This window comes from Bradyrhizobium sp. URHA0013, from assembly GCF_000518345.1.
In the GTDB taxonomy this organism is placed as follows: domain Bacteria; phylum Pseudomonadota; class Alphaproteobacteria; order Rhizobiales; family Xanthobacteraceae; genus Bradyrhizobium.
In genome coordinates this window covers 1-17,818 of the sequence record NZ_JADK01000020.1, presented here as the reverse complement: position 1 = coordinate 17,818, position 17,818 = coordinate 1, and the positions used below count along the sequence as shown (strand labels likewise).

Sequence of the window (17,818 nt, the reverse complement as noted above, 5' to 3'; positions counted from 1 at the left end):
CACCTACGGATAAGGTCGCGCTCTTCATCGATGGAGCCAATCTCTACGCGACGGCGAAAACTCTGGGCTTCGACATCGATTACAAGCGCCTGCTGAAGGAGTTTCAGAGTCGCGGGACGCTGCTGAGGGCGTTCTACTACACCGCCATCATCGAGGATCAGGAGTACTCCTCGATCCGCCCGCTGATCGACTGGCTCGACTACAACGGCTACACCGTCGTCACCAAGGCGACCAAGGAGTTCATCGACGCCTCCGGCCGCCGCAAGGTCAAGGGCAACATGGACATCGAGCTCGCCGTGAACGCGATGGAGCTCGCCGAGCACATCGACCAGATGGTGCTGTTCTCGGGTGACGGCGACTTCCGCTCCCTGGTCGAGGCCGTTCAGCGCCGTGGCGTGCGGGTCACCGTGATTTCCACAATCGCCAGCCAGCCGCCGATGATCGCCGACGAGCTGCGCCGCCAGGCTGATGTCTTCACGGATCTCATCGAGCTTCAATCCAAGGTTGGCCGCGACCAATCCGAACGCCCCGCCCCGCGCGACCGCGGACACATGCCTAAATTCTTGCAAGAGCCGAGGGGAAACGACTCCCTCACCTAAACGACCGGCGAATGCGACTGGGCGGGGTCGGTAAGAAACGCTTTTGAGCTACACGTGGCACCTACCTGTTCCTACCGCCTGGCGTGCCACACAGCAGCGGCTTGTGGCCGATGAACACGAAACGTCTTCAGAGCTTTCGAAGATAGCAACGCTTAACGGAGACTTCGGAGGAATTACGGGACGCTGCTCGGAGCCTTTACCTGCGCCCGATCAGCGCCGTACGGGGACGTTCTTGGTTTTGGGCCGGCTTGGTTTCGCTCGTTTTCTCCGCGGCGATGGGTTGGGCTTGGGAAGCACGGCTTTTCTTCGCTGGTCGATGGATAATTCGTGACCGGCATGAATCTCGGAGCACCAAGCTCGGCCGGGCCTGGTAGGTGGCGGGGTAGCCGAAACAGGCGGAAGCGCAATGCACACGACTACCGCAATATTCTTCGTTCTTGTTACGACAGTGTCGTTGGCTCTCGTGGTCGTTAAGCTCCGCAAAGTCAGGACGGCTTGAATGATCTGTGCAGTCGTGGGGGCCGTACCTCGGGCGCCGAGCCTTGAAGCACCGCGATCGACTGCAATCTGCTCCCTGACCGCCACAACAGGGAAAAGCCGCAGCATGCCAGGAGTGCCAAGGCTGCCAGTGTGAGCCCGCGGGACCATCGAAAGGCCAACTCCTCCCGACGACCTCCAAGAAGCCACGCCGGGAACAATTCGCACGTTGCCGAATTATCCCGATGACGTTCCCCAATAACATCAAGTAGGCGCCAATGGCCTCAGCTCACCCCCTTGCCCCCGGGCTGAGGCCGTTGTCTTGGCGGCCATTGTGAGAGCGAACCTCAGGCTTGGACCGGCCTTGCGATGACCGCTTTGCTCCCGATGCGGCGGCCGATCAGATAAAGCAGTTCGCAGAGTGCCATAAAATGATTGATCCGCACCAAGTGAATACAATCATCTCCACGACGATTTGCGGGTTTTTTGCAAATCACCCGGACGCGAAAATTGGAATTGAAGAAGCCAAGCTGCTCGCGAAGCAGATTGCGGAGGCTCTCAACGAGGCAGGACTGCAGATTGCCGCCGCCGATTCGAGGAGTGCAACTGACTAGTATGCTCGTCGCGATCGTCGCTGCTGGCCGGAGATCGGCTGTCCTTCAGCTGGTTTATCTAGGCATTCAGCCGAGTTGGTCCCTCATCTTAGCTCCGCTATTTCGATCCTAGCGGCCAAAAAAATTGAGCTGCACATGAGTAAAGGCGTGCGGTAGGCAGTAGCAGTGCAGGACCAGATCTCTCCTCATGGAGGTCGACGCCCGGGCCGCTCAGCAGAACAGAGCATGCGGTCGTCTGTGCCAGTTGGCTCATATCTGCTCCCGTCTGAGCTGCCGCTAACAGCTCCTGAGTTTTATTACAGTCTCCCGCGTTTGAAGAAGATCAGATCGCATCTCGCCTTCCCAATGCGCTCTGTGGATCGAATGCACCGCCGCAGCGATGCGTTAGGAACAATTCAATAAACCGTGAGTTCGATTACAAGAAATCCGAAAAGCCAGAGAGGGTGACGCGATGACGCGGTCCGTGGAGGAATTAAGACGTGAGAGCGAGCGAAGTCGCGCTCAGTTGGCCGCTACAGTCGATCGGCTGAAAGAGCAGGTCTCGGAGACGGCCGAGGACATCCGCCACAAGGTGTCGCCGCAGCACATCAAGTCGGAAGTATCCGACTACGTCACCCACACGACAAAGAGCTGGGTCGACGGACTGAAGCAGCAGATTATGGACAACCCTATGCGCTCGGTCGCCGCCGGAACGGCCCTGGCCGTTCCACTCCTGCGAATGGCACGCGGCGTCCCCTTGCCGCTTTTGATGATCGGTGCCGGCCTGGCGCTCACCTCAAAGACCGTGCGAGACCGCGCCGCCGAGGTTTCCGGCCCTGCGATGGACAAGGCGGGCGAGGTTTTCGAGGACATGGCCGGCCGAGCGCGCGCCATGCAAGGCGATCTCAGGGATCAACTATCTTCTGCCCGGGATCAGGCCGCCAGCATGGCCGATACCGCGCAAGATTCGACTGCCGGTCTCGCGGCGGATTTGCGCGCACGGGCCACCCAGGCTGCCGATACCATTGGCGAGAAGTTCAAGAGCGGGGTGGATGCGGCGAAGGACAGTGCTTCCACAGCGAAGGACGCCGCCAGCAGAGCGCCTGAACAAGCTCGCGCGATTATCAGCGACAATGCCGCGCTAATCGCCGGTCTTGGCGTTGCGATCGGGGCCATCATCGCAGCCGCTCTTCCGGAAACCAAGGTTGAAGCCAAGGCAATGGGTCAGGCGAGCGACGGCGTGAAGCGGGCCGCCGCCGAGGCCGCTGAATCCGGATTTGAAGCGGCAAAAGATGCCGCAATGTCGGCAGCCGACGCGGCAACAAACAGAGTCGCTGAGGCCGGTCTCGGTGAGCATGCCAGCCGCATGACTCAGAACCTCGCTGACTCGCTCAAGACAGCCGCCGACGACGTCGTCGGAGCCGCTTTCAATTCCTCCCGCAATTCCAATGTCTGAAGGATCTCATCATGAGCGATCTAGACCTGAGCAGAGGCGCGAATTCCAATCAAAATCGGGACGCTGGTTCTCCCAAGAACCTGAAGGATCAAATGACCGAAGCTGGAGCGACTGTGAAGCAGCGCGCCAGCGACGCTTTTCAGACCACTGCTGACGTCGCACAGGACAAGTTCAAAGAAGCGGGGGATGCGGCCAAGGACCTCGCTTCTGGGACCTTGGACCAGATTCGCGGCCAGGCACGCGAGCAGCAGCGGTCTGGAGCCGAGTTCATTGAGCGACTTGCCGGCAATGTTCGGGAAGCGGCTCGCGCCTTCGAGAGCGATGTGCCTTTTGCGGCCCGCGGCATCAACTCCGCCGCGGATTATGTTGAAGATACCGCCGAGAAGATCCGCAACGGCAGCTTCCGCGATCTCCTCGATGGCGCAACCGATTTCGCGAAGCGTCAGCCAGCCGCTTTCCTTGGCGTCTCGGTGCTCGCCGGTTTCGCCGCCGTCCGCTTCTTGAAGGCCTCCGGCGGTGACTCGCCTTCATCGCGACCTGGAATGAACAGTGGAGTGTCGTCGACGCAGGGCGACGCGTCGCGCGGAACCACATCTTCCGCCGGAGCCGGACACGCGTCCACGCAGGGATCACCGGTATCCGGCAACAATCCGCAGGGAACGACCTCCTTCAAAGGCGGCAGCGTGTCATGACCATTCAGCACGATATCAAGACAAGCCAGAACGATCTTCGGACCATCTCCACGCTGGTAGCCGACGCTATGGGCCAATTCGCCAAGCTGTTCCAGAATGAGATCGACTTGGCCAAGGCTGAACTCAGCGAGAGAGTGCAGAAGATAACAGGAGCAGCAGGTCTCATTGCCGGCGGCGCCCTTCTGGTGATCCCCGCCATTGTGATGGCGCTGTTCGCGCTGTCGGCGGCGTTGATCTCCGCGGGATGGTCTCAACCGCTTTCCTATCTTACATCCGCGATTGTCGCTGGCGCCATTGCGGGCGTGCTGTTTGCGGTCGGCATCAACCGGCTGGATGCCCGTAATCTTGCGCCGCGGGAGACCATCCGGCAGCTGGAAAAGGACAAGGACACTGTGAAGGGAATGGTCCGATGAGCAGCACGCAAACTGGCTTCTTCGATAATCTGGTCGCAGCGGCCAAGGAAAATCCCCTTGCCGCCGTCTTAATTGGCGGCGGCGCGCTTTGGCTTATGGCTGGTGACGACAGGATCAAGGGCACGGCTCGGTCCACGGCGGCTGCCGCGTCCGGTGTGGTCGATAGCGGAGTGAGCACGATGCGGACTACGGCATCGGCGCTCCAACGCACTGCGGCGCCTCCCACGGCGCCCGAAATGGATCACGTAGGGTCACTCGATGACGACGATACGTTGCGGTCAGCCAAGGGCGCCGCATCCAGCGTTCTGTCAGAGACCGCCGACAAGATGAGGGCCCAGTTCGAGGGCGGCGTAGAGATGGTGCGGGACGGCTTCGCCAAAGTGAGCGACCAGGTTCCGGGCGGCGAAGCCATCTCAAAAGCAACGTCGTCGTTGTCTGATGTGCTCGAAAAGCAACCGCTGGTGCTTGGCGTCGTCGGGTTGGCCATCGGCGCCGCAGTCGCAGGGGCATTTAGAATGACTGACATCGAGAATGAGTATGTCGGCGAGACCAGCGATGCTGTGAGGGCCGACCTGAACAGCCGCGTCGGTGCAGTGTCGCAGGCGTTGCGGGAAAACTCCGACACGCTCTTAGCAGAGGTTTCCGATACCGGCGGCGAGGCTCTGGATCGGATCAGGCAGGCCGGGATGGATGCAGTCGAAGCAGCCCGTGAAAGGGCCAAGTCGCTGTAATGTGCTTAGGAACTCGGAAGGAAGTCGTCGCCAGGCCCGCGGCGACTTTTCCGAATATTCCGCCTACAACATCCGCGCATCAGCTAGTTTAAGACATGCTCCTGTGACGCTGCTGTGGTTGGCTCCGGAGTGCGGCGGCCGTTCAGTCTCCTACGAGGGTAATTCGGGCAATGGCCGGCCGCTCTGTGCCGGTGCGCTCATTGGGAGCCGCCGGGGGTGCCTTAACTTCCACCGCTTAAGACCCGAAACCTTGGGGATGCCAGTTTGTCAGGCGGCCCGCGCATCGGAGTGGTGTGCCACATCTGGGCGAGCTGCAACGACATTCCTTCGCCCGTTCCGAGGGCAACGCGATGCGCTTGAGTCTGCTTCGGGTCACAAGCCGCCGATCACGCTCAAGGTGGCAGACTTCCGCTTTGCGTTCGTAAGCCGACATCCAGCGGCGCCGCGTCAACGGAAGCGATGGGCCAGCTGCGGACCAAAGGCTACAAGCCTTGCGCGAGAAATGCAGCCATGTTGACCTTTATCGAGCACACGGTCCGATGAACCTTTGCAGGATTTTACAGGACCATAGTGAACGGTTTCACACAGTGCGTCCTGGGGCCGGGGCTAAGGTGAGAAATCCGCGTGAGCCAAAAGTCCTGTGGGCGACGCACTTTTCGAGCAGCAATAGATTTCTTGATGGAATTTAAGACCACTAATTCCAGGGAGCTTCTATCCGACTTTAATCATCAGTATCCGGGATACCCGACGAATACCGAGGGCTTTGCGCGGAGGATGATCCGATGGAGTCCAACAATGCAGCTTCGATACTAAACCGCATTCTTGATACGGCGGCGGACAATCTCAGGATCGCAAAGATTCTGGTTCAGATGGGTCTCGATCCGAACAACATCACCTACGACGCACTATTGAACCGGCTGCTGGAAATTGTGCTGGCTAACATCACGCTTGCGAATATGTTTGCCGTGGTTGGCGCCATCTTTCTTGTCGCCACCTTGCTGATGCATACAATCGTCCCACTGCGAGTCGCGAACATGCTCGGCTGTATGTTCTTCGTTGCCTATGGCGCGCTCTCGGGAAATGTCGGGGCTTTCATCCTCTATCTGCTCTTGCTGCCGATCAATGCAATCCGCATCCGCCAAATACTTAATCTGATCAAAAGGGCACGTATTGCGACGGAAGGAGATACCTCATTGGAATTGCTCAAACCGTTCATGACTGAGCGCAAATATCGCCGGGGAGACAAATTGTTCAAGAAGAATGATGCAGCTTCCGAAATGTTTCTAACGGTCACAGGAACGTTTTTGGTCAAGGAAATCGGCGTCGAGCTTCCGCCGGGACGTCTCATGGGCGAACTCGGTTTCCTTACTCCCAATCAGCGGAGAACCGCTACCGTCGAATGCATCGAAGACGGGCAAGTGATGACTATTACCTATGAAAAGCTGCTCGAGATTTTTTTTCAGAATCCACAATTCGGCTATTACTGTCTTGTGCTGACCAGCCAGCGCTTACTCGAGAACATATCGCGGCTGGAAGGAATTATCGCACAAGGAGGGCGCGCGGCGGACTCTAGCCACGGATGACATAGCTTAACCCTTGGCTCTTGATGTCCCGCACTTTTGGCAACAGGACATCCCGACGCAGCGCAGGTCTCGCGATACAACGACGTCCGGTTTGGGGTCACTTGCGGACATCGCCGGAGCGCTCCCCAAAGTCCGCCATACGTCAACAGCAGACATGCCTTCAGGTGAGGGGCGGCGCCCAAGAGTGAGGCCATCGATGACCTGGAACAACCCCAGTGTTGATGTGGACTGGCACGGTCCCATACACTGGTGGCTGCGTCGCCACGCAGTTGGTGCTCAGGCCGCTAGCAGTGGTAGCGGTCCCCTGCACATGTTGTCAGAGATGCCACGTAGAGCGAGTTTAATCGCTGCATCGGCCAAAGAGGGCGGCTTGACAGAGAAACTTCTCTACGTGGCATTCGAGCGGCTGTACCTAGTTAGCGGAGATCAGCGCCAACCGCATAGACGTGGTGTCGGAGTGGGTCCAGCTGTGGGTCCAATCCCTCGGCGTCGAAAAGAAAAGACGAGTGAATGCAGATCCTACAGCTCGCGCAACACCGGTTTGCAGATCCGATGGCGTGTCCCCTTTCAAGCACGGCTTTGCCGCCTCGTACTTATTTTGGCATGTGCTCGGAGCGTTCGACGAGCGCGAGCTTGTAGTGTCTTGGCTAGCTCACCGGCGCGGAAGCGCGGCTCTCGTGCCAATAGAAAACCCAAGGTGACGACGGGAAGCGCGGCGAGGCGGTGGGAATGTCCGTGATCGCATTGCGATTGTCGAACACCTTTCGCCGGGTTGTGCTCGTGAGCTGCAACATCAGATTGTCAATCGGCGTTCGACTGGGAGCCCCCTAGCGGCATCCAACTTATTCCATGCCGAAACACATTCGCTCGCTCCAATGAGGGACGGGCCTGTGACTGCTGTCGCTATCGTCGGCTGGTTTTGCTGGCCGTTCTAGGCATCAGCAAGGCCTCGCGCTTAGGTGTGCCACACCCGCGAAACGAAGTAGCCCGCGCGCTGAGCTTCAGGAACGTATGGCGTCAATCGCGTGTGCAATCAGGATCGCAACGCTGGCCGCGACGACAATGACTAGCAGCCAAGTGATCACGTTCGTCTCCATCCACGCCATGGAGTGAACGCGCTCGATGGCGCACAGTCAAAAACAACCCGCCGAAAAGATTAATTTCGGCCTAGGGCTGAGGATTCAAGGCAACTATTGCGTTCGCTCTCGGCCCTATAGGCGGAATGCGAGCAGGAGAAGAACACCAACAACGCACGCCGCGAGCAAGAGTAGCAAAGTACCCACGGGACCCTCGAATCGTTAGGGTTCTCCATGGAAACTTACATCATCTCGGGGCCGGGCCAAGCTGCTAGGCGCTTATGGTGGATGCCAATCCACTGAGTACGGCAGCTGTTGCAAACAACCGAGCGCTAGCCGGCGGACAAAGGAAAGCCCTAGCTCGCCAGTCGGTGAGCTAGGGCCTTTCGTGGCGTTGCCCGAGGGTGAGTTATCCGGACACGGAACTGTACAGGGCGCAGGCTAACGTGCCGTTACCGGTGCCTGGTGGCTTTCAGCTCTGCTGGGCAACTCCGGTCAGCCACCAATTGGTCCCGAAAGCGTATTCAAGCCTGCTTCGATAGCGGCAATATCCTGTTCGATCTGGGTGATTGAAAGCCGGCAGTCGAAGCCAGTTCTAGCCTTCAGATCGACAGCCAATCGCCGACGGTGCATCCGGAGATCCTCAAGCGATTGCCGATCCTTTAGTTGGGCGAAGCCATCAACGATCAACTCAATCGCACTCGACATAACGCTACCCCACAATCAGATTTCGGAATTGCAATGCTCACAGGCTAACGGGAAATGAGGTGAAAGTACAACGTCACATCTATCTCAATTGAGACGAATACAGACATCCCTCTGTCTAGCGCGAAACAAACGGCCCCTGTCGGCGGAGACAGGGGCCGCGCGGATGGATGGCATGAGGCTAAGGAGGAGGCTCTTAGGTGTCACGCCAAGGACCCGCCTGTATGGAACGCTCAATCTGATGGGCCGGATCAGTGGAGTCCGCTAGTCTGACCAAAGTAAAGAAGCGGCAGGAAGAACCCGAGGCCGAAAAGGCAATTGTTCAGACGAATGGCACCCGCCACCGTCCGCATCCGTAAGCACGAAGCTGTGCCCCAAACCGGCAGCTACGAAGTCTGCTTCGCCGATGGTCGGCCGCGCGTCTATTCTATTGGGACGATATCGCGGGACGGCGGCTTGCGCCGAACCTGTTGGCCGGGCCGGAAGCGCTTGAGCAGGCCCGGGCACTCGCACGAGCCGAACTTGCCCGCTATCGGAAGACGTGATCGGCCGAGGACAATCGTGTCGTCCCCTATTCGTTCTTTTACAACCGCATCCCACAACCTAACACTCGCACAGGGTGTTCCGCACGGTGAGCGGCAGGTTGGGCCACCGCCTGATTCAGCTTGAGACACTGGAGGTTAAGGCAGGCCAGCCCCCCGCCCAGCAGAAGAACGTTGTGGCAACCGGAGACGCGCCCACCAGAGTCAACAAGCGATCCTGGGGACATACCGTGGCCCGGCGGAGCCTTCCCTCAGCTCAGAACGATAGTTTCAACTCTGAGGCAGCGCATGCACCTGTAGGCGTAGACGGCGGGCAGGTCTCCAATCGCGGGCAGCATTGCGAGAAAGTCCATAGGCCGTCGGCATCTTTTGCAGATGAGCGTTGGTGCATTCTCCGTGTCATCACGACGCGCCATTGCCGGTCCACCTACAGTAGGGACCGTAGTTCCATCGGCTGGCGCTTACATGTCCGGATGACTACCGGGCGGCTCGTCGAAAAAGCAGCGTGAACCGGCCGCATGCCGCACGCAAAAGCGGAGGCGGGCGGGGGCCGTCTTGGGAACACTCCGGCACGCAGGGGGCTACCGGCCGGAGCGCATGGCAACCTGCCCATCTGCGGAATGTTCCTCGTTGGTAAAGAGTTAAGGGAATGCCTATCTGCGCTCGATGCGCATGGCGTACGAGCTCTGCCTGGCCACGGCCGGCAAGCAGGTCCCCTCGGGACCGGACTGGATCCATGAAGTGAAGCATGACGGTTACCGGATGCTGGTCATTCGGGAGAACGAACGGGTGCGGCTGTTCTCCCGGAACGGGACCGATTGGACCAAGCGCTATCCGTGGATTGCCGAGGCGGCGCTGAAGAACCGGCAGAAGCATTTCGTCATTGATGGCGAGGCGGTAATTCTCGGCATCGATGGCATCTCCGACTTCAACGCGCTGCATTCCCGCAAGCACGAGCACGAGGTGCAGCTCTACGCATTTGACGTTCTCGCCATGGGCGGTGACGATCTTCGACAGCTCCCGCTACACCTGCGCAAGACCAAGCTGGAACGGCTGCTGGCTCGCCGGCCGGACGGGATCAGCGTCGCGCCATTCGAGCGCGGCGAGATCGGACCCGCGCTTTTCAGGGCCGCCTGTCGCTTGGGGCTGGAAGGACTGGTCTCGAAACACAGTGATCGGCCGTACCGCGGCGGCCGGCAGAAGCACTGGGTGAAGGTCAAGAATCGCAGCCACCCCGCTCTAAACCGCGTGAACGAGGCAATGAGATAGGCCCGCAAGCGTGAACCGGCAGCCTCAACCCGACATTAATGGCGCAAATTAGCCGGTGGGACGGGGCCGTGGGGGACATACGCGGCCTTGTGCTTGTGGTTGAGGGCCTGCCATCTCAAGCCAGCCCAGGCGGGCCCTCCCACACCTTGATGCACGTTAAGCCTGCTGCCGGTTTTAAAATAGATCATATTGGAAGGCGGAAATGCTGCGGTACGATCATTCACCGGGGGTGGCTCCATTATTTTACTTAGACCTTTCCACCCGGAATTTTTGACCCGCGCTGGGCCGCAGCAGTATCCCCCTGCTGCGGCCTTCGTCGTGCCGCCTGCGGCCTCTGGATAACGCCTTGGTGAACGAAACCGTTTACCGCCTTGCGCGAAGCACTCCCGAAATGGTCCGGGATCTAACCTGCGATTATCAACGAGGGGATTTCGTCGGGCCGCCGCTTCTGCGACCATGATCAACGTCTCCATCGCGGCTTGCCATTCGGGCCCCTGATGCTCCATCTTCGGCAGAGCACTGAAATACTCGCCGGCATCGAGCAGCGTCACCAGCTTGCGGCCATCGGGCAGCGGTATGGGCTCGTCGCCGAGCGGGACCATTTCACTTCAAGTGCAGCCTGCCGGAAGGCGCGCGATTACAACCCCTGATTCCTGGTGGTTGTGGTCCCAACATGACATGATGATCCATATTTGCGTTTCGGAGGGGAAGCCCGATGCGCCTTGCATTGCCTTATCTTGGAATTTGTCTCTGCGCGTCACTCGCGGCGTGGTTCTCCTTCACGCTGATCTATTGACCGAGCAGATCATCGCCGGTTGACAGCAGCCGCACGTAGGTGCCGCTTTCGTGCAGCTCGAGCCAGCCCTTTTCGACAGCGCACCTGATGCCGGCGCCGAACTCCATGCCGCTTCCCTTGAGCGTGTAGAGGAAGGAATAGTTGATTTTCTCGATGTGGATTCGGCCGTCCTGGACCGGCTCGATACTGGCGGCGAGCTCGAGCAGCTTGCGGGCTGCCGCTTGTGGATCAGCAAAAGGGCGTTCGGTGACGTGCTTCATCGCTGGAATCAAAACCTCAAGCCCATGCTTGGCCTGACTTGCCCGCGGCTGTCATGCCAATTCGGGATGATATGCACAGATCCTGCGGCGCCACATGCTGAGCAGACCAGGCGCAAGCCGACGTGTGACCACGGCTGATCCTGCGGGAGTGCGTCGAGCCGCACGTCGGCTCTGCGATCACAGCGGCCGTTCAAGCTAAAGGTGAAATCGAAGTGAGGGGCGGGGCGGCAGCGGGCGCGGGCTTGAGCAAGGCATCCGGCTGCGGGTCAAGACCCGTTGATATGCGCGAGACGCTGCCGCAGCCGCTCTAGCTCGGCGAGTCTCTGTTCGATTTCCTTGATGGCTTTCGCGTTGGTCGGCCGCGAGGTCATCGTCATCTGAAACTCCATCCTGGGATCCAAGAGTCGGGTGACCTTGCCAGACGCCTTCTTTCCCCGTCTGTGAACTAGTTAACAGGTCTTGCTGTTTTCTTCCGGCCATTCGATCAGGAGACAGTAAAGTCCGCGGCGTTCGATCTCCCGATGCAGTTCCTCGGCGCGCGCCTTCGCCGGCTCCCCCATCAAAACAATGCCAGACCTGGCATCGGCGCGCACCTGATCGCGGATGCTCTCGTACATGTGCATGATGTAGTGGTCTGAAAGATTTACAAACGGCATGCGCCACATCCTCAAAAAAGGGGTGGGCCGCCAGACCTTTGGGGGCGTCGTGGCGGCCCGTGCCGTACAATTGAAATCGTGGTCTATGGGGATCGACTTGGGGGACCAGCTCTGTTCGGCACGATAAGCTTAGCGGCGTGCGCACCCGGTCTCAAGTCGACGTTCGGATTAACCTCACTTCTCAAGGTTAAGGCGGCAATGGATCGCGTCACCGCGCCGGTCGCTCTCGCGCACTTGAAACTGCGGCTGGAGCTAGTCCAGCGCAATCCGCAACTCTTGGAGACATTCGACACGACCCGCACATAAAGCGGCCGATCGAGTTGGCGGGCTTCGCCGGCCGGCTCATCCGCGCCGAGAGGATCAAGGCCGATCTCACCGTAACGGGCGAGCGCTATGACACGGTGCTGGCCGACATCGACGACCAGCACGCCGCGCTCAAACCCATGTCGGCTCGCTCGAGGCCCAGGAGGCGGGCGGTGAAGCAGGCTTCAGGGTGTTGAGGAGTGAACGTGTCCGGACTTGCTTTGCGGACCGCGAGCTTGCTTCGTTGCCGCGCCGGCCGTCCCAAGGTAGGGCGTAACTCTCTGTAAGTACTATGGATGTAAGATAAAGGCCTTTCAGTGCCGCACCCATTGTACAAATGAGATTGCCGTGGCCCCAGATCATGATGATGAGCTCACTGTTTTGACGCGAGAGATCGCTGACAAAGCGGCTTATGTGCACGATCAGACACTTCTGATTGAGGTTCTTGAGCAGGACGGACATGACGTTTCCGAGTATCGAAGTGAGCTAGCCAGGGAGCGATCCCATTTGGCAACGCGGATCGCAAGGCAGTTCAGATTGCTTGAAATAACATCGGCTAGGGAAGTAGACGACTCGGCCTCGTTAACTCAAGGATGATCGATGTCCAACCGCCGCAAGCTCGATCGTTCGGAGGTGGACCTGGCCGCCTACATTTTCGGAGATGGAGGCAGCCGACGTTGCCGCGTGTTCAACATCTCGGAGGACGGCGCGGGGATCGAGTTACCGACGAAGCTGTACATGCCGGCCACATTCAAGTTGATGTTGGAAAGAGACCGCATCATTAGAGTTTGTCGTCTCGTCTGGTCTAGCGATACTCGCATCGGCGTCGTGTTCAAAGCCGATTGAGTCAGCCCACCAACGTATTTTCCTGGCGAAAGCTCTCTCAGCTAAATGACTCCATCACCCGCGTCAGCGCCGGATGCGTGCGGTTCTTGACCTTGATCCAGTCTTTCGACCGGCCGCCGCTATAGCGCGATCGCGGCGCTTCGACACCAGGCCCTCAGAGGTGCACGAGTTCGGCACCGATGAGGACGGCGACCCGATCACGGTCAATATCGTCAGCCCCAGCGAGGTTTCGGCTCAATCTGAGCCGAAATCCCGAGAGCCCAAGCTATCGCCTGATCAGCGCACGTTTTATCGTATCCTGCATGACGCAGGTCCAGCCGGCATGGACCTGGAAGACTGGAACGAGAAAGCGCGCCAAGTCGGGATCGGCGCCAACCGCAAGGCGAAGCTCTACGATCTGCGCAAGGCCTTAGAAGATAAGTGCATGGTCCGGGAGTACGGCGGTCGGTGGAACGTGAACCATGGCTGACGCTCAATCTTGGGGCCAAGGAGGGAGCGGCAGATCAGAACCAGCTGCGAGGACTTTGAAAGCATGCCTGTTTGATGCGGTCCCAGACAAACTCCCCACCGCCGCAAGGTGGACGGGGGCGAGAGGTCACCGGGCATTCGTTCCGAACCTTGGCTCCCGTGCCCCAGCCGTCAACGACGCAGGCGCCACCGCTTGTCCTGTGACAGCCTTCGCCGCAACCCCACGCAGCATGTGCTTCGCCAGCAAAGACAGCAAGGGCAGTCACAAGCATTGCCAACCGAATACTCTTCATCGCTGTGCTCCTCGAAAGACGCCATCCAGTGTGCACCAAATGCGAGACCTTCGAAAGCGCACATTGGGACGAGGGTTGGTTACGGGTTACGGCTCTCTAAAGAGAGCCGAACCGTAACGTAACCCCGTAACCTGCCGAACCGTAACCGTAACGTAACCCGAACCGTAACCCCCGTAACCAAGGAACTCATTCGTGAATAAACAGGTGGCGAGCAGATGGAAGCCTGGCCAGAGCGGAAACCCGCTGGGAAGGCCTCAGGGGACGCGCAGCAAGTTCTCCGAACAGGCGTGCGCTGATGCGCTGGCGGACTGGACCAGCAATGGTGCGTCTGTCCTGGAGCGTGTGAGAGCTACCGACCCGAGCACGTATCTCCGCGTGCTTCCCTGTTGGCGAGCAGCAGTATTGCCTGGTGCGGAACGGCGAGCTGGTCACTACCGGCTTTAAGCCGGCGAAGGACGAGGACGGCGGCGAGTGGCTGCCGATTGAGAACGAGGACAACCAGCCCTTTGACCCTGCGCAGCACTGGCGGCTGAAGCCGCTACCGCTTCGCCTGGATGGTGATCGGGTGGTTCGCACCTATCCCGTGGTCGCCAAGTCCCAGGAGCACGCATGACCGGCGTTGCATGGTGGTCACAGACTGCGGCGAGTAATGCGACGCAGGATCCCACGATCAACTTTGCAGAGGGCCAATCGCCGTCCAGTGTAAACGACAGCGCGCGGGCTCTGATGGCCTCAGCGGCGAAGTGGCGCGACGACATCACCGGCACCATCGCCACGGCTGATGGCATGAGCAACATCGTCGAACTTCTGCCAACCCGGCCGATCACCCAGGAAGAAACCGCAGCGCTCCACGGTAAGGCCTTCCGCGACCTGGAAACGCCGATCGGCCATTGCGTCATGATGGGCAAGATCACCGCGCAATTGATCTCGGAAGCGGACGACGGCACACGGCCAGAGCTGTGCTTTGCCGTGTTTCACTTGTCCGAGATGCTGGACAAGCTGGAGCACAACTATCGAGCCGCGTGGCATGGGGAGCCTACATGCGCCTGATCCGGCTTCTCACCTGGACGCTAAAGCTGAAGCTGTACCGTTATCTGCTCGAGGCCAGCATGTGTCTCGCCATGCTCGCTAAGCGGTTTGCCCCCTAAACATTGAAAGGGCGCTGCCGGACTCGAAATGCCAGTCCCTCCGGCAGCGCCTTGTCTCAAACTGGGCACTGAAATCCCAGTCCGTGTTCAATCTAGCAATGATCATGCCACAGGTTGATGACAGCGGCCTACTCGCGCCGGTGGACGCACAACAAACGCGAAGGCCGCAGCGGGAGGTTAAATCGCTGCGGCCCGCGCATGGTCAAAATGAAACCGGGTGAAAAGGAACAGGGAAATATGCAACCAGCCCCGGTTCGGAGAAAGCTAGTCCGAGCCATCTAGCCGGGCGAATCAATTCGCACTCGGATCGGGAAAACGTGGCAATTGTTTAATCCAGGTTAGAAAGCTGAAGTTAGCGCCGCCGGTTCACGCTGGCGGGCCTCTTCTCGCTCAGTGAGGCGCAACCAGAGCTGCCATGCCGAATGCGACCACGCAGGCAGCAGCCAAGGACCAGAGCGCTATAGCGATCTCTTTGGGCATGGTGGCCTCCTGAAGAAAGCATCCTTCCCTTACTGGCGGACGAGCTTAGAGCGCATACCGATCAGCATTGTGTAGGCAAGCCGCCGCCATATGAGGTTCATTAGGACTAGCATGTCGCATCCTCGTATTTGATGCGGCCAGCTTCGACCTGCCTTGTTTCAAGAAGATTTCGCCAAGGTGCGAAATGGCTTCACTTGCGGAGAGACGGCCCCGGCTTCTGGGTGCTGAGAAGATTGGACCGGGGCCGCTCCGCCGGCCTGACTTGACTTCAGCGGCCGGGCGCCCGGTATAATCGTTCCGCTTAGTGGAACGAATCTCATGGGCTACCGCGCTTACGTCCTCAACGATGAGGGCCATATCATCGGCGTGCACGAGCTGAATTGTGTGGATGACGATGAGGCCAAGGCCGCGCAGATGCTCGACGGGCACGACTTGGAGGTGTGGCAGGTGAACGGCGCGTCGCCGTTTTGAAGCACCACACAAGGCATTAAGGCCGCCTCAGTTGGTGGCCTATCGTTTGGCCGGTTTACGCTGGCCGGCCTGGCGCGCTGCACCGATCGGGCGGAACGTCGTGGCACCGGCCGCAGTGATCGCGATGAGCGAAGCTGATTTTGTAAGATACGTTCAGCAAGCCCAGGACTGCCTAGAGGAGGCTGGGAAGGCCAAGCGCGAGGTTGATAAAGAAGCTTGGCTGAAACTCGGAGAAGGAAAGCCCTTCCGAGCACTAGCGATCCGCGCGGCTCTTGCTGTAGTTTTCCGCGATGTCCAGGAGCGCGGCGCGAGATAGTTCGTGCAGGATCAAGGCCCGCCGGTTCACGCTGGCGGGCCGCTACTAGCGTTTTAGAAGCCCGTGGGTAGCCAATGTTTCTGCCACCGCCTTGGCGAGAACGGTGCACTTTTGATAGTCCCCGGCATCCGCAGCGGCTGTTCCATAGAGTTCTCGACATGTGCCACCATCGAAGAACCACTTAGTGGTCCCAACAGCGGCTACCACCGGACATTTCGGACACTGCACCTGCATTCCCTACATATGCCTTATGGAGCGATGATTCTCTAGCAGGGACACTGTACTATCGCCGACCGGCTGATTGCCTGCGTCGAGCAGCGTCACCAGCTTTGTGCCGGCCACCTCAATCGGATCTTCGAACGGCCGGCCCCAGCCTTTGCTCATTTCGTCTTCCGATAGCGGGCAAGCTCCGCTCTTGCGAGTGCCCGGGCCTGCTCAAGTGCATCTGTCCCGGTCAACGGGTTCGGCGCGCACCGCCGTCCAGCGCTATCGTCCCAGGGGCGCAGTGACGGCCACGGCTTCGGAGACTGGGGTGTGAGACCGGGGCCGCTCCGCGGCGTCGCGGCACGAGCTGAAAACCTTAGCCTGCGACGAAGTTCCGCGTTCCACTGCGAGGCGAAGCGCTGCATGGTTTCCCCGTTGCTTGACACACTTTTTCCAATGAGGTTTTCGCCATGTCGAACAGTGTCGAAGATCTACAGATGCTGCGCTTGATTAGGGCATTCAAAAGCTAACCGACCAAGGCACACGGCGCACGGTGCTCTTGTACGTCGAAGATCACGTTCAGAAGCAGCAAGGCGCGGCAACGGTCGAGTGCTCCACCAAGTCGTCGCCTGGGAGTGGCAGCAGCACAACCGTAGATTCGTAGTCCTCGGCCTGGAGACGTGCGAAGCTAAGGGATATTTCGCGTCTCGGAGGAGAAGCCCGATGCGCCTCGTATTGCCTTGTCTAGGAATTGGTCTCTGCGCGTCGCTGGCGGCGTGGATGTCGGTGATGCTCTTCTATTGAAGTCGGTCTGCCCAAACTCGTCGGTGCAGGCGACCCTTAGCAGTCTAGCCGGGAGGATCGTTTCCCTTCGGCTCTTGCAAGAATTTTGGCATATTTCCACGCGCTTCGCGATCACGCGGGGCGGGGCGTTCGGACGGGTCGCGGCCGAGCTTGGACTGCAGCTCGACGAGGTCGGTGAAGACGTCGGCCTGCCGGCGCAGCTCGTCGGCGATCATCGGCGGCTGGCTCGCGATCGTGGAAATCACGGTGACCCGCACGCCGCGGCGCTGAACGGCCTCGACCAGGGAGCGGAAGTCGCCGTCACCGGAGAACAGCACCATCTGATCGATGTGCTCGGCGAGCTCCATGGCGTTCACGGCGAGCTCGATGTCCATGTTGCCCTTGACCTTGCGGCGGCCGGAGGCGTCGATGAACTCCTTGGTCGCCTTGGTGACGACGGTGTAGCCGTTGTAGTCGAGCCAGTCGATCAGCGGGCGGATCGAGGAGTACTCCTGATCCTCGATGATGGCGGTGTAGTAGAACGCCCTCAGCAGCGTCCCGCGACTCTGAAACTCCTTCAGCAGGCGCTTGTAATCGATGTCGAAGCCCAGAGTTTTCGCCGTCGCGTAGAGATTGGCTCCATCGATGAAGAGCGCGA

The 17,818-nt window shown here is 59.4% G+C and carries 21 protein-coding genes; 14 read left to right on the top strand and 7 right to left on the bottom strand.

Annotated elements, in window-relative coordinates; all coding sequences use genetic code 11:
- The 7 genes from N551_RS0120500 to N551_RS0120465 all read left to right on the top strand — a co-directional run.
- A partial coding sequence (locus N551_RS0120500) for an NYN domain-containing protein (protein WP_027568471.1) occupies window positions 1-599 on the top strand: 599 nt, incomplete at its 5' end.
- Between the two features lie 908 nt (window positions 600-1,507).
- The gene (locus N551_RS0120490; RefSeq protein WP_027568470.1) at window positions 1,508-1,690 is read left to right on the top strand and encodes a hypothetical protein; all 183 of its coding nucleotides are present in this window, start codon (window positions 1,508-1,510) and stop codon (window positions 1,688-1,690) included.
- Between the two features lie 451 nt (window positions 1,691-2,141).
- Entirely contained in the window at window positions 2,142-3,125 is a 984-nt protein-coding gene (locus tag N551_RS0120485) for a DUF3618 domain-containing protein (RefSeq protein ID WP_027568469.1), read from the top strand.
- A gap of 11 nt (window positions 3,126-3,136) precedes the next feature.
- A complete protein-coding gene (locus tag N551_RS0120480; protein WP_035961660.1) occupies window positions 3,137-3,817 on the top strand; it encodes a hypothetical protein in 681 nt (226 codons plus the stop codon).
- Window positions 3,814-4,230, top strand: a complete 417-nt coding sequence (locus N551_RS0120475) for a phage holin family protein (protein WP_027568467.1) — start codon at window positions 3,814-3,816, stop codon at window positions 4,228-4,230. The genes N551_RS0120480 and N551_RS0120475 overlap by 4 nt, the downstream gene beginning before the upstream one ends.
- On the top strand, window positions 4,227-4,961 hold the full coding sequence (locus tag N551_RS0120470) for a hypothetical protein (RefSeq protein WP_027568466.1): 735 nt from the start codon (window positions 4,227-4,229) through the stop codon (window positions 4,959-4,961). The genes N551_RS0120475 and N551_RS0120470 overlap by 4 nt, the downstream gene beginning before the upstream one ends.
- Window positions 4,962-5,743: 782 nt before the next feature.
- Window positions 5,744-6,544: a Crp/Fnr family transcriptional regulator gene (locus N551_RS0120465; protein ID WP_027568465.1), complete on the top strand. Its 801-nt coding sequence runs from the start codon at window positions 5,744-5,746 to the stop codon at window positions 6,542-6,544.
- 1,571 nt (window positions 6,545-8,115) lie between these two features.
- Here the strand turns inward: N551_RS0120465 and N551_RS0120450 are convergent.
- Window positions 8,116-8,328: a hypothetical protein gene (locus N551_RS0120450; protein WP_027568464.1), complete on the bottom strand. Its 213-nt coding sequence runs from the start codon at window positions 8,326-8,328 to the stop codon at window positions 8,116-8,118.
- Between the two features lie 1,211 nt (window positions 8,329-9,539).
- Here N551_RS0120450 and N551_RS0120440 point away from each other — a divergent pair.
- A complete protein-coding gene (locus N551_RS0120440; RefSeq protein ID WP_027568463.1) occupies window positions 9,540-10,136 on the top strand; it encodes an RNA ligase family protein in 597 nt (198 codons plus the stop codon).
- A gap of 35 nt (window positions 10,137-10,171) precedes the next feature.
- Here the strand turns inward: N551_RS0120440 and N551_RS38935 are convergent, their stop codons facing one another.
- The 4 genes from N551_RS38935 to N551_RS38275 form a co-directional block, all read right to left on the bottom strand.
- Window positions 10,172-10,738 (bottom strand): hypothetical protein, encoded by a 567-nt coding sequence (locus N551_RS38935; RefSeq protein WP_197031176.1) that lies wholly within the window; start codon window positions 10,736-10,738, stop codon window positions 10,172-10,174.
- Window positions 10,739-10,925: 187 nt separating this feature from the next.
- Window positions 10,926-11,192 (bottom strand): hypothetical protein, encoded by a 267-nt coding sequence (locus N551_RS0120430; RefSeq protein WP_027568462.1) that lies wholly within the window; start codon window positions 11,190-11,192, stop codon window positions 10,926-10,928.
- Window positions 11,193-11,641: 449 nt separating this feature from the next.
- The gene (locus N551_RS37305; protein ID WP_081747923.1) at window positions 11,642-11,848 is read right to left on the bottom strand and encodes a hypothetical protein; all 207 of its coding nucleotides are present in this window, start codon (window positions 11,846-11,848) and stop codon (window positions 11,642-11,644) included.
- A 435-nt stretch (window positions 11,849-12,283) separates the two neighbouring features.
- Window positions 12,284-12,613 (bottom strand): hypothetical protein, encoded by a 330-nt coding sequence (locus N551_RS38275; protein WP_155809843.1) that lies wholly within the window; start codon window positions 12,611-12,613, stop codon window positions 12,284-12,286.
- 138 nt (window positions 12,614-12,751) lie between these two features.
- Here N551_RS38275 and N551_RS0120400 point away from each other — a divergent pair, with 138 nt between their 5' ends.
- From N551_RS0120400 to N551_RS38260, 6 genes are all read left to right on the top strand, one after another.
- The gene (locus N551_RS0120400; protein WP_027568460.1) at window positions 12,752-12,997 is read left to right on the top strand and encodes a PilZ domain-containing protein; all 246 of its coding nucleotides are present in this window, start codon (window positions 12,752-12,754) and stop codon (window positions 12,995-12,997) included.
- A 160-nt stretch (window positions 12,998-13,157) separates the two neighbouring features.
- Entirely contained in the window at window positions 13,158-13,466 is a 309-nt protein-coding gene (locus N551_RS0120395; RefSeq protein ID WP_027568459.1) for a hypothetical protein, read from the top strand.
- A 484-nt stretch (window positions 13,467-13,950) separates the two neighbouring features.
- On the top strand, window positions 13,951-14,202 hold the full coding sequence (locus N551_RS39755) for a DUF5681 domain-containing protein (RefSeq protein ID WP_371180077.1): 252 nt from the start codon (window positions 13,951-13,953) through the stop codon (window positions 14,200-14,202).
- Window positions 14,168-14,371, top strand: a complete 204-nt coding sequence (locus N551_RS0120390) for a hypothetical protein (RefSeq protein WP_027568458.1) — start codon at window positions 14,168-14,170, stop codon at window positions 14,369-14,371. Before N551_RS39755 ends, N551_RS0120390 begins: the two co-directional genes overlap by 35 nt.
- Window positions 14,368-14,808, top strand: a complete 441-nt coding sequence (locus N551_RS39750) for a hypothetical protein (protein ID WP_371180076.1) — start codon at window positions 14,368-14,370, stop codon at window positions 14,806-14,808. The genes N551_RS0120390 and N551_RS39750 overlap by 4 nt, the downstream gene beginning before the upstream one ends.
- Window positions 14,809-15,704: 896 nt before the next feature.
- The gene (locus N551_RS38260) at window positions 15,705-15,857 is read left to right on the top strand and encodes a hypothetical protein (RefSeq protein ID WP_155809842.1); all 153 of its coding nucleotides are present in this window, start codon (window positions 15,705-15,707) and stop codon (window positions 15,855-15,857) included.
- A gap of 553 nt (window positions 15,858-16,410) precedes the next feature.
- Here N551_RS38260 and N551_RS38255 read toward each other — a convergent pair.
- Both N551_RS38255 and N551_RS0120355 read right to left on the bottom strand, forming a co-directional pair.
- Window positions 16,411-16,557 carry a hypothetical protein gene (locus tag N551_RS38255; RefSeq protein ID WP_155809841.1) on the bottom strand — a complete coding sequence of 49 codons (147 nt, stop codon included), beginning with the start codon at window positions 16,555-16,557 and terminating at the stop codon, window positions 16,411-16,413.
- 668 nt (window positions 16,558-17,225) lie between these two features.
- Window positions 17,226-17,818, bottom strand: a 593-nt coding sequence (locus N551_RS0120355) for an NYN domain-containing protein (RefSeq protein ID WP_027568455.1), incomplete at its 5' end; no start/stop codon positions are given.

Bases quoted from the DNA above. Each gene is read 5' to 3' on its own strand.
- N551_RS0120485 (WP_027568469.1), top strand. From the start codon at position 2,142: ATGACGCGGTCCGTGGAGGAATTAAGACGTGAGAGCGAGCGAAGTCGC.
- N551_RS37305 (WP_081747923.1), bottom strand. From the start codon at position 11,848: ATGCCGTTTGTAAATCTTTCAGACCACTACATCATGCACATGTACGAG.
- N551_RS38255 (WP_155809841.1), bottom strand. From the start codon at position 16,557: ATGAGCAAAGGCTGGGGCCGGCCGTTCGAAGATCCGATTGAGGTGGCC.
- N551_RS0120450 (WP_027568464.1), bottom strand. From the start codon at position 8,328: ATGTCGAGTGCGATTGAGTTGATCGTTGATGGCTTCGCCCAACTAAAG.
- N551_RS0120465 (WP_027568465.1), top strand. From the start codon at position 5,744: ATGGAGTCCAACAATGCAGCTTCGATACTAAACCGCATTCTTGATACG.
- N551_RS39750 (WP_371180076.1), top strand. From the start codon at position 14,368: ATGACCGGCGTTGCATGGTGGTCACAGACTGCGGCGAGTAATGCGACG.
- N551_RS38935 (WP_197031176.1), bottom strand. From the start codon at position 10,738: ATGGTCCCGCTCGGCGACGAGCCCATACCGCTGCCCGATGGCCGCAAG.
- N551_RS0120490 (WP_027568470.1), top strand. From the start codon at position 1,508: ATGATTGATCCGCACCAAGTGAATACAATCATCTCCACGACGATTTGC.
- N551_RS0120470 (WP_027568466.1), top strand. From the start codon at position 4,227: ATGAGCAGCACGCAAACTGGCTTCTTCGATAATCTGGTCGCAGCGGCC.
- N551_RS0120480 (WP_035961660.1), top strand. From the start codon at position 3,137: ATGAGCGATCTAGACCTGAGCAGAGGCGCGAATTCCAATCAAAATCGG.
- N551_RS0120430 (WP_027568462.1), bottom strand. From the start codon at position 11,192: ATGAAGCACGTCACCGAACGCCCTTTTGCTGATCCACAAGCGGCAGCC.
- N551_RS38275 (WP_155809843.1), bottom strand. From the start codon at position 12,613: ATGTCCGTCCTGCTCAAGAACCTCAATCAGAAGTGTCTGATCGTGCAC.
- N551_RS0120475 (WP_027568467.1), top strand. From the start codon at position 3,814: ATGACCATTCAGCACGATATCAAGACAAGCCAGAACGATCTTCGGACC.
- N551_RS38260 (WP_155809842.1), top strand. From the start codon at position 15,705: ATGGGCTACCGCGCTTACGTCCTCAACGATGAGGGCCATATCATCGGC.
- N551_RS0120440 (WP_027568463.1), top strand. From the start codon at position 9,540: ATGGCGTACGAGCTCTGCCTGGCCACGGCCGGCAAGCAGGTCCCCTCG.
- N551_RS0120400 (WP_027568460.1), top strand. From the start codon at position 12,752: ATGTCCAACCGCCGCAAGCTCGATCGTTCGGAGGTGGACCTGGCCGCC.